At 42.2% G+C, this 10,818-nt stretch carries 11 protein-coding genes and 1 pseudogene; 1 reads left to right on the top strand and 11 read right to left on the bottom strand.

Annotation, left to right across the window (positions count from 1 at the left end; all coding sequences use genetic code 11):
• Positions 1 to 171: 171 nt before the first annotated feature.
• Positions 172 to 747, bottom strand: coding sequence for a Uma2 family endonuclease (locus D4N35_RS17080; protein ID WP_120075848.1), 576 nt, complete (start codon positions 745 to 747; stop codon positions 172 to 174).
• Between the two features lie 244 nt (positions 748 to 991).
• Between D4N35_RS17080 and D4N35_RS17075 the strand changes: the two genes are divergently transcribed.
• Positions 992 to 1,591 (top strand): Uma2 family endonuclease, encoded by a 600-nt coding sequence (locus D4N35_RS17075; RefSeq protein ID WP_120075847.1) that lies wholly within the window; start codon positions 992 to 994, stop codon positions 1,589 to 1,591.
• 108 nt (positions 1,592 to 1,699) lie between these two features.
• Here the strand turns inward: D4N35_RS17075 and D4N35_RS17070 are convergent, their stop codons facing one another.
• The 10 genes and pseudogenes from D4N35_RS17070 to D4N35_RS18315 all read right to left on the bottom strand — a co-directional run.
• On the bottom strand, positions 1,700 to 2,386 hold the full coding sequence (locus D4N35_RS17070; protein WP_120075845.1) for an SDR family NAD(P)-dependent oxidoreductase: 687 nt from the start codon (positions 2,384 to 2,386) through the stop codon (positions 1,700 to 1,702).
• Between the two features lie 184 nt (positions 2,387 to 2,570).
• A complete protein-coding gene (locus D4N35_RS17065) occupies positions 2,571 to 2,960 on the bottom strand; it encodes a VOC family protein (RefSeq protein WP_120075843.1) in 390 nt (129 codons plus the stop codon).
• 108 nt (positions 2,961 to 3,068) lie between these two features.
• Positions 3,069 to 3,566 carry an LURP-one-related/scramblase family protein gene (locus D4N35_RS17060; RefSeq protein WP_120075842.1) on the bottom strand — a complete coding sequence of 166 codons (498 nt, stop codon included), beginning with the start codon at positions 3,564 to 3,566 and terminating at the stop codon, positions 3,069 to 3,071.
• A 23-nt stretch (positions 3,567 to 3,589) separates the two neighbouring features.
• A complete protein-coding gene (locus D4N35_RS17055) occupies positions 3,590 to 5,035 on the bottom strand; it encodes a sensor histidine kinase (protein WP_120075840.1) in 1,446 nt (481 codons plus the stop codon).
• Entirely contained in the window at positions 5,020 to 5,700 is a 681-nt protein-coding gene (locus D4N35_RS17050; protein WP_120075838.1) for a response regulator transcription factor, read from the bottom strand. Before D4N35_RS17050 ends, D4N35_RS17055 begins: the two co-directional genes overlap by 16 nt.
• Positions 5,701 to 5,706: 6 nt before the next feature.
• Positions 5,707 to 6,471 (bottom strand): ABC transporter permease, encoded by a 765-nt coding sequence (locus D4N35_RS17045; RefSeq protein WP_120075837.1) that lies wholly within the window; start codon positions 6,469 to 6,471, stop codon positions 5,707 to 5,709.
• A gap of 12 nt (positions 6,472 to 6,483) precedes the next feature.
• A complete protein-coding gene (locus D4N35_RS17040) occupies positions 6,484 to 7,311 on the bottom strand; it encodes an ABC transporter permease (protein WP_120075835.1) in 828 nt (275 codons plus the stop codon).
• Positions 7,308 to 8,024 carry an ABC transporter ATP-binding protein gene (locus D4N35_RS17035; protein ID WP_120075834.1) on the bottom strand — a complete coding sequence of 239 codons (717 nt, stop codon included), beginning with the start codon at positions 8,022 to 8,024 and terminating at the stop codon, positions 7,308 to 7,310. Before D4N35_RS17035 ends, D4N35_RS17040 begins: the two co-directional genes overlap by 4 nt.
• A 466-nt stretch (positions 8,025 to 8,490) precedes the next feature.
• Positions 8,491 to 10,606, bottom strand: a pseudogene (locus D4N35_RS17030) (copper-translocating P-type ATPase).
• A gap of 19 nt (positions 10,607 to 10,625) precedes the next feature.
• Positions 10,626 to 10,818, bottom strand: a 193-nt coding sequence (locus D4N35_RS18315) for a hypothetical protein (protein ID WP_208646319.1), incomplete at its 5' end; no start/stop codon positions are given.

The following is a 10,818-nucleotide window of genomic DNA, read 5'->3' as shown; positions in this document are numbered from 1 at the left end:
TCCAACTACATTTATGCAATGCTAGTGCGCTAAAATAAAAAAATGATTTCTAAAGTGTGAAATCATTTTTTTGTTTTGAAATTATTTATATTTATGTTTTAGTGGTGCTCCATAGACAATTAACGCAATATCAAGTCTGAAAGGTGGAGCTTACTGAACGACTTATATTGATCAATCTCTAAAAATGTTACATAACTTTACCTCAAAGTTATCAAAAATGCTTACTGAAGCGACATCATTTTTCATAAACACACCCGCTCTATGGAAGGTATGATCCTTTAGTAAAAAAACTTCAACAGTTTCATGATGCGGATCAACAATCCAATATTCCTTAACTCCGGCTTCCTCATATTTGTTATATTTAATTAGACGATCATTTCGTGCTGTGGAAGGAGAAAGAATTTCAATGACAAGATCAGGAGCGCCAATAATTCGCTTTTCTTCAATTTTATTTTGATCACAAACAATAAGTAAATCTGGCTGCACCCAATCTTTCACGTCTTCATCAGCTGTTTCTTTAGTTGCAAATAAACAGACATCAATTGGTGCAGTAAAAAGTTGGCACTCTTTCCCCCTTAAAAATGAACCAAATTCTACACTTAATTCAACCTGAATCATTTGATGTTTCGGTGTTGGTGCAGGAGTCATGTTCACAATTACCCCATCAAACGCCTCACACCGAACGTCTTCACCCCATTGCAAGTATTCGGCGTAAGAGGAATGCTTTTTCATATGTTCTTGCGACATGGACAATATCATCACCACCTGCTTTATGATGATTATATCATATTCAAAAGCAGAACTCCCATAAGCTCCAGGTAAGCTTGTTTGAAAACACAGCTCACTCCTTTTAGGGAAAGGCCTATAAAAAACACCTCCAACAAGGTTGGTGTTTGGTTGATCGTTGATCTATAGGGAGATTCCATTAAATTCAGTTTATTCTAAGTATGGTATACTATTTGAAACAAGCATGTTACGGGGAGGCACTCGTATGTCTGATAAAGAAAAAAAAGGAGCTTCCGGTCATGATTTGCTAAAAGAAAGTAATCTTACGTATGAGGATTATGCTTCCATAGATGATGGACATCGATACGAATTAGTGAACGGTCAACTGGAGTTAATGAGCCCTGGACCATCTGTTACCCATCAGATGCTAAGCTTTGAAATGCAAAAAGTGATCGCCAGAAGCTGTGAGTCAGAGTATCTGATTTTATATGCACCTTTTGATGTCATATTAGCCTCCAATGAAGTAAGGCAACCTGATTTAATCCTTGTGCATCGTCAGCGCATGAACATTATCAAGAAACATGGGGTTGAGGGGGCTCCAGATCTTGTCATTGAAATCTTGTCCCCCTCGACAATAAAGCGGGACAAAATGGACAAATTAAAAACCTATGCCATCTATCAGATTCCTGAATATTGGATTGTGGAGCCTAGAACGGGGATTTTAGAAGCCTATGTCCTGCAAGGAAAGCAGTACGAGATTGCTAATATTTTTCAGGAAGACGAACTTGTAACCTCTCCCAATATCCCTTGCCTATCCTTTACCATGGAAGAAATCATGAGCAAAATTCCAAATTTAGAGGATTAGTAAAAATGCAAGCTGATGAGTTACATATGCAAACTTATCAGCTTATTTGTATGTATTATTTCCTTCTTATAAAAAAGTCTAATCAAAACTCACTTGGAATAGAATTTTTTATTGGTTCGCTCTAACAACTTGACCGTTAATACCATCTTCCGGTAAAGCTGCCAACTTCACAATTCCATCAACAACCGTAGCTGGATCTCCTTCACCATAAGGGTTTTGCTCCGTTTTTAAATTCCCTGGATCGTACATGTTTACTAATATACCATGTTTTTTTTCTTCGATTGCCACCGTTCTCATTAACCCTTCCAAACCTGCTTTAGCAGCGGAATATGCTCCTAAGCCCTCGTACTCAAAGTTGGCCATCGCTGAGGTAATCGATACAATCCGACCATATTGCTGTTTTCTCATTATGGGAAGAAATGCATTAGTCACTATAAAGGCGCTATATAGGTTGAGACGAATCGTATGATCCCATGACGAAATCGTCATGTCATGTACTGTGTTGTAATCTCCGGTACCACCAACGTTATTGATTAACACGTCAACCCGGCCAACTTGAGATATCAATTGTTCACGCAGTCTGAAAACCTCTTCTGAATTGGTTACATCCACTGGGAATACAATGGATTGACCACCAGCTTGCTCAATAATCTGTGCTACTTCCTGCAACTTTTCCTTACGTCTTCCCGTTAATATAACATTTGCCCCTTCGGCCGCCAATTGAATGGCTGTTGCCCGTCCTAATCCAGTACCTGCACTTGTTACTAAAGCAATTTGATTCGCCAATAATCCCATGTTTAAATCTCCTTATCTATTATTTTTTACAAAAATAAATTTTATTCAAACTCCCATATATTCCGTTATACAAAGATGTTCCCTTTTCCTATGAATCTTATTTTAATGTTTTTGTGCCATTTGAATAACATCTTTAAATTTCACTTTTCCGCTGTAATTCATGACGCCGTTCATCACATTTTCGTCATGAGTTCTGCTGAGCGATCTGAATAAGGTTACCGCATGTATCGTCGAAGACAGCTATTGTGACTTCCCCCATTTCTGTCGGTTCCATAGTAAACTTCACTCCATGTTTCACTAATCGTTCGTACTCTTTTTGAACATCCGGAACCCCAAACATTGCTGCTGGGATGCCTTCGGCATATATCTTCTTTTGATACTCTTTGGCGGCTGGATGGTTATTCGGTTCAAGCAAAAGCTCGGGACCTTCGCGATCGTCAGGAGAAACAAGCGTGATCCATCTAAATTCTCCTGCGGGAACATCATCCTTTTTTATGAATCCCAGGGTTTCTGAATAAAACTCCAGTGCCTTATCCTGATCTTCTACAAATATGCTGGTAACAATAATTTTCATATTTTTTCCTCCTTCGATACTTTCCTTGTTAAGAACTCCGTAATCCAGCTTCAAGCAAAACAATCCACAAATTCGTAAGAGTAGATACCGGCCACCTGCACTTTCGACTTATGGAACTGATACCGAGGAAGCGGCCGCCTGATCCGCTTTCACACAATCAATGGCGACAACAAGCGCGATGAGAATGGTCTCCATCTCTCCCTTTTCGATTTGAACCTGGTAGCTGTCACCCCAGGTGAACCACTCCTTGCCGACAGCTCCGGCGATTTCTCCATTCTGGAACACTTCAAAGTTCATATCCCACCAATTGCCGCGGACTTCAATCCCTGCTGTATCGATGGTGTAGCGGGCTTTCAGGAAAGAGAACCTTTTCTTGATCATCAGCACCTCCCGACCGCCCGCATTCACGAAAAACGTCGGCAAGAAACTGAAGGTCTTTTTCGTAATGGACGCGACTTCCTCCCCTTTTGTATTCCTGATAATAAACGTCTTCGGGATGCGCATGAAACTTCCCTCCACGAGATACACATCCTGTCCCTGTTCATCCTTCACATTGAATCTGCCACCCATGCTCAGTACCTTTTGCTTGATATACAGTTTCTTCATAAGAAGACCCCCTTATTCGCTTTTCACTGTTTCAATTCACGCATGATTACTTTCGTATACGCGCCGCCTTCCAGGCGATTTTCCATCAAGATGGAACCGTTATGTTTTTTCGCAATGGTGTGGGCAATATACAAACCGAGACCAAAATTGCCGTCTGTGCCTGTTCTTGACTCGTCTTCCCGATAAAATTTTGTAAACAACCGATCAGCATTCTTTTGCTGGAATCCCGGTCCGTTATCCGTAATTTCAAATATAATCGTTTCCTGATTGAACGTTGTTTTCCAGGCAATTTCTCCATTCTGTGAACAGTAACGGATACTGTTTATCATAACATTGTCCAATACTTGTGAAATCCGATGAGGGTCGATCCGCTTCATTTGATCGGATCGGTCAAAATGGGCAGACGATTGAAAGGAAATATTTTTTTGATTACAAAGAAGACGGTATTCATTCGTCTTGTCTTCAATAAACTCGGCCATATTTACGTACTTGGGCTCCATTGCAAACGTCGGATGATCTACAATTGATACTGTATTCAGCTGGTCCATTAAGCGGACAGCACGCTCTGTACTCGTGTAAATCGTTTGCAAATAACGTTCAAGTCTTTCCGGATCACTGGTCCCGCCCTCCAGTAACCCTTCCACATGACCTTGGATGATCGTAAGCGGTGTACGCAAATCATGGGCAATCGCCGCCACCATCTCCTTGCGCTCCTCTTCTATTTCCCACTGGCGCAAAAGCGATTTCTTCAATGCTTTTCGCATGTCTTCAAAAGCACCGGTTAATTGCTGCAATTCTGTCACGGTCTTAAACTCGGCCAGTTGAAAATCCAAATCGTGATTTCGGATTTTCTGCACACCTTCCATTAAAGAGTTAAACGGCTTCTCCATTTGTTTGCTCAATCTCTTCCCGATCAAATAAGAGAAGAAATAAAAGTACACAAATGGACAAATAAGAGAGAGAAAACCAACTAACAGGATGATGCCTCTTGCACTGGGATTCGCAGAGGCGAGCGTCAGTTTATAACGAAAACCGACCGCTCCAATAAAGCCGCCATCTTTGTCAAACAACGGGAAAAAGCGAATAATATTGTTTCTCATATACAAATGGTCGTTTAAGCTGTCAAGCAGCTCCTTTTCATTGTTAATATAGGCTGCAGATGTCGAACCGTACAGCAGGTTTCCGTGTTTGTCCAACACTTGATAATCCATTCCTTCCAGCGGAATCCGCTTTTCCAATTCCTGCTTCTTTCCTTTTAACAACAACTGCTCCTGCTGTTGTTCAACGTATTTCATAATCCTTGGAATCTGGCTTTCGTAATAATTCGCGGGATTCAATTGATGCTCGTAAAAGATAAAACCGGCGAAAACGAGCCCCCATGTCACCATCGTTGCGGCAATGCTGAAAAATAATATTTTGTAAAAAGAAGCAATGACTTGCTTGCGAACGGGCCTCACTGCTTTTCCCATTTATACCCTACTCCCCATACGGTTGCAATATAGGAGGATTCTGTATTAAAGTCTGCCAGTTTGGCGCGAATTTTTTTAATATGCTCAGTAACAGTTGACGCATCTCCCTCCGCATCGTACCCCCAGATTTTTTCATAGATCTGTTCACGGGAAAAAACTTGCCCTGCATGAAGCGCCAGTAATTTGATCAATTCAAATTCCTTCGTCGTAAAAGCGATTTGTTTATTTTGATAAAAGACGGCATAGCCATCCAAATCGATCATAAGATGCCCGAAATACAATCGCTTTGCCGGCTTCTTCGCTTTTCTTTGTTCGTGCCGCAAATGAGCCATGATGCGCGCATGCAACTCCTTCATGCTGAAAGGTTTGACCAAATAATCGTCGCCGCCAATCAATAAGCCTTTGATCCGGTCTTCTTCGCTTCCTCTGGCGCTTAAAAAAATAATCGGACAGTCGATATGTTCACGAATCATTTCACAGAGTTCAAACCCGTCCATTCCGGGCATCATTACATCTAGAATAATGATATCCGGTTCCCCCTTAAGAAGCTGCAGCGCCTCCTTGCTGTTGTATGCGGCCAAAACGTCATATCCGTGATCTTGAAGAAAATCCTTCATGAACGAAACAATATCCTGTTCATCATCGACGATTAACACTTTTGTCATTAATTGTCATCCCATCCACTGTTTCTTTTTCCAAATGCCTATATTTATCATACAACTTGCTGCAATGATTAGAAATAGACTGACATAAAACCCTGCTTGAAATTTCCCAAGCACGGCAAAAATCGAATCCGAGGGCACAAACAAATAATCGAATACATCCTGGATATAGATTCCGCCAACGAGGACAACAACTGTTCCGGCATACGCCAAAATCGGATTCGGCATGAGCATGCTGATCAAACTGCATAAGCCAATGACCGCAATGACAATCAAAAACGCCATCGCATAAAACTTCAATGTATAAAGCAGCCCGCCAACAGCATCCATTGACCCTGTTTGATAAAAGCTTGTTTCTTCCACATTCGGCATCAACATCCTTCCAAATATGGTGCCAACAAGCCACGTAAACACCATGATCATGAAAAAAATGCTTGCCTGGACGATCCATTTTGCCAGCAGCACGTTCACTCTTTTTTGCGGCCTGATCAACACAAGCCGCAACGCACCCGATGAATATTCTCCATTAAAACTGTCGACTACAAACATCGGAATCAAAATAAAATGAAGAAAAACCCCCAGCTCCCTCAGGAAAAACGGCGCACTATTGATGGAATTTAATGGTACCACCTGCTCCGGATCATAAAAACTCACATCCATCTGATATAAAAAGAAACATTCAAATGCCAGCACGAAACAAAAAATGAGGATCCCAACGATCGTTTTTTTCTTTTTAAAAACGCGCTCATATTCGCTTGCCAACAATTGTTTCACATGAACCACCCTTTATATAAAAATATCCTTTTTCCTCGTGACAATCAGGATCAATACTTGAAATAAAACGAAAGTACCTGCGAGCACACCTAACATCCACTCTGCATGTTGCGGTGTTTCTGCAAGCATCATCGTGATGCCTTCCCATTGAATCATCGGAATAGACGTAAAAAATATTTTCAGTATTATTTCTTCCCCTGCGATCGGCCGGAACAGCTGTATGACATTTGGATAGGCAAAACAAATAAGCAAATAGCCGACACTTGCACCGAGCGCCGTTGTCATCGTATGAGAAATGACCGCTATAAAAAAGATCACACTGCTTATGGAAATTAACGTAAGAAACGACAACCCGTAAAATTTGATATTATAAATGAACCCTTCGAAAAAAGTGACGCGATCATGATGATAAAATTGCGGGTATGTTTCCGGGGCGGAAAACAAGGCAAATCCCATTCCGTAACAAACAAGAAAATAGACTGCCAAATAGAGAAAAAGAAAACCTGCCAATACGAAAAACTTGGCCAGGACAAGCTGCTGAAAAGACTTTGTCCGGGTCAATGCCATTCTTAATGCTCCTGATCGATACTCTTCCGTGAAGATCAACGCAGCGATCACAATGGCTATCAGATTAAAAGCTGTCATTAACATTTCTGAAAGTCCCATTACCGGGAAATTCCCCGCCACTGTATACTGGGGGACATCCGGTGTGAGCGCACGGTTTTGTTTTTGGCAAAAGACTGCCGAGGCATACGCCATCATAGGAAGGATGGCAAACAGGAGCCATGATATCTTCCTTTTCCACAATTTTCTCCATTCCACTGCCATGACAGTTTTCATTTTTCCATCATCTCGATGAACAGTGTTTCCAAATCTTGATCGTGATCGAGCATGCCTTTCCAAACCAATTCCCCTTCACGGATCATGACAATTTGATCGGAAACTTTTTGGATTTCATCGAGAAGATGGCTTGAAATAAGAATCGTTTTGCCGTACTTCTTTTTCAATGTAAGAATCAGTCCCCGCAGCTCCCGCATTCCCATCGGATCAAGACCATTCGCCGGTTCATCCAGAATAAGCAAGTCAGGGTCCCCGAGCAGCGATTGCGCAATACCGAGCCGCTGCTTCATCCCTAACGAATACGTCCGCACCTTCTCATCGGCCCGTTCTTCCAGCCCGGCAATTCGCAAGACCTCCTGCACCTTTTCATTGACTGCACTTTTGGAATCCATGTGATGCAGCCGTGCCAAATTTCTTAAATTATCCCTTCCTGTCATATATGGAAAAAAGATAGGCGATTCTACAATCGCACCGACATGTTCCAATGCCAACTCACGCTGATTGACAACACTCTGATTTTCAATGAGGATTTCTCCTTTAGTCGGGCGGATCAGACCCGTTAACATACGAATGAGCGTTGTTTTTCCTGCCCCATTCGATCCAAGCAGCCCACAGATCACCCCTTTCTCCACTTCAAAAGAAACATCTTTGACCAAATACTTCCCTTTAATCCTTTTGGAAACATTCCTGCATACCAACACGTTGTTTTTCATGATCATCCCTCCTACAGGTGACTATAGGATACAAATATAAAGGGTTTATAAAGTTTTAATACAAAGTGACAGGTAGCTGTATACTAATTTCATCGAAATAAACATGAAAAAGGGTTGTACGGAATTTTTTTGGATTCCGTACAACCCTTTTTTACTGAGTAAGAAAGCATAAGAATTTTTAGCTTTAAAATTTTGAACAAAGCCTTTTGTTGTCTAGCTTCAGCGCCTATCGACTAGCAGACTTCGCACCTCTGGTGCTCCTGCGCCATAGCTTATCAAGGAAGCCTTGTTCAGCTCGTCGCAAAGCTCAGGAAGCCTCTCGAAGAAGAAGCTTTCCTACGATAAGTCAACATCGGCTCGTTCCTCGCCGTGTTTCCTTTATCTCATCGGAGGCACTCCAGTCTGTACGTCGATGGGCAAGGCGCTTGCGCTTTTCTTATTCTGCTGACCATTCATCTTCATTTTTTTAATCTATTTTCAATAATTTTGCGTTGATAGCGACAATCACCGTACTGAGTGACATGAGTATCGCACCTACAGCAGGGCTCAATACAATGCCCATTGGGTACAGGATACCAGCCGCAAGGGGAATCGCCGCGATATTGTATCCTGCAGCCCACCAAAGATTTTGCAGCATCTTATTGTAAGTTGCTTTTGAGAGTTTGATAATATTTAATACATCCATGGGATTGCTTTTTACCAAGACAACATCTGCTGTTTCAATCGCTACATCTGTTCCCGTCCCAATAGCAATTCCCAAATCCGCCTTTGCAAGTGCAGAGCATCATTTACTCCATCATCCTGTCATAGCGGTTCTAAGTCCCTCTTTTGTCTGGATATGCACGATTTTATCCGACTTCTCATGTGGAAGCACTTCGGCAAAGATTTCGTCCATGCCAAGCTTGTCCCCGACATACTGTGCCACCTTGGCATTGTCCCCTGTCAGCATGATGGATTTGATATTCAATTCTTTCAGCTTATTGATCGCCTCTTGAGCCGTCTCTCGAATCATATCCGCCAGTGCAATCATCCCGGCAATCTTGCCGTTGACCAAGGTAAAAACAACCGTCTTTCCTTCAGCCGACCATTCATTAAACTGCCCTTCATCAATAGAAAGATTTTCGGACCGTACATAGCCGGGGCTTACCACCATGACTTCTTTTCCATCCACCACTCCCTGCAGCCCCTTTCCTGTAAAGGATTGAAAGTTGCTTGCAGGCGGAATCGAAAGTTGTCGTTCTTTTGCTGATTTAAGAATACCACGGGCAATCGGGTGTTCTGAATGCGCCTCAACTGCTGCTGCGAGTGATAGTATTTCCTCTTCTGTATATGGACTGGAGGCGGCGATATTCATTACTCCAAACTCTCCTTTGGTCAACGTTCCTGTTTTATCAAAAACAATTGCCTCGATAAAGCGCGCATTTTCAAATGAAGCACGGTTTCTGATCAACAGCCCATTTTTGGCTGCAATGGATGTAGAAACAGCCACAACCAGTGGTGCTGCTAGACCAAGAGCATGCGGACAGGCAATAATCAGGACAGTGACCATTCTTGTGATGGCAAAAGAAACAGAATAACCAAGGGACAGCCAAATAACAAAGGTAAGCAATCCCGCGGCAAGCGCCCCATAGAACAGCCACTTCGCAGCACGGTTCGCAAGATCCTGGGCCTTTGATTTGGATTCCTGCGCTTCCTTTACCAGCTTTATCACCTGGGAAAGGTATGTTTCCTCACCTGTCTTCTTAATCGATATAATCAATGAGCCTTCTCCGTTCACGGAGCCTCCAATCGCTTCCTCACCTGTTTCCTTTTCAACTGGCACAGATTCTCCTGTCAGCATCGACTCATCGACAGTAGACTTACCTTCGATAATTTCACCATCCACCGGGATCTTCTCACCTGGCCTTACCAACACATGATCCCCGTGTCTTAGTTCGGTAATATCTACAACTTTTACATTACCGTCTTCATCAATGACGCTTGCCTGTAGGCATTAACTTTGCCAGTTCCTCCAACGCTTTTGAGGCCCCCATAACTGAGCGCATTTCAATCCAATGGCCCAGAAGCATAATGTCGATTAAGGTCGCCAGTTCCCAAAAGAAATCCTCTTTTGCAAGACCAAACGCAGCCGCTGAACTGTAAACATAAGCAACAATAATGGCCAAGGAAATGAGCGTCATCATTCCCGGATTTTTATCCTGTACCTCATCTTTTGCCCCGGCCAGAAACGGCCAGCCTCCATAAAAGAAGACGATGGATGACAAGGCAAACAATATGTACATATCACCAGCAAATCGCCAGTTGACACCTAAAAACATTTGAATCATGGGAGATAAAATCAAAATAGGAATCGTAATGATCAAGGAAATATAAAAACGCTTTTTAAAGTCCCCTACCATGTGGGCATGATGATCATGATGATCATGATGCCCACCATGTCCCCCGCGTGAATGATGATTGTGTCCTTCTTCATTCCCATTTTGCTGCTGATGCCCTGAGTGCTGACCATGTTGATGGTGGTCAGCCGAATGATTGGGAGATGTTTTATGATGGTGAGAATGTTCGTGCTTATGCTTATCCATACTGTTTCCTCTCCTTTCTTTATTGTTTACCATATTTTACATGTAATTTGTCCTGAAAGTGTGCAGAGTAAACAAATTTCAGTTGATTTTTGATCACTATATAAAATTCAAACAAATATTTGTGAAAGAAAGGTTGGAGTTCCAAAGCATCGACGAAATCAAACAATGTGTCAGAAGCGGATTGTTGTGTAGTGCAAAATAAAAGTGCAGAG

The sequence above is a fragment of the Siminovitchia fortis genome (assembly GCF_003605365.2).
Classification (GTDB): Bacteria; Bacillota; Bacilli; order Bacillales; family Bacillaceae_C; genus Siminovitchia; species Siminovitchia fortis.
This window is presented reverse-complemented; position numbering and strand designations above follow the sequence as displayed.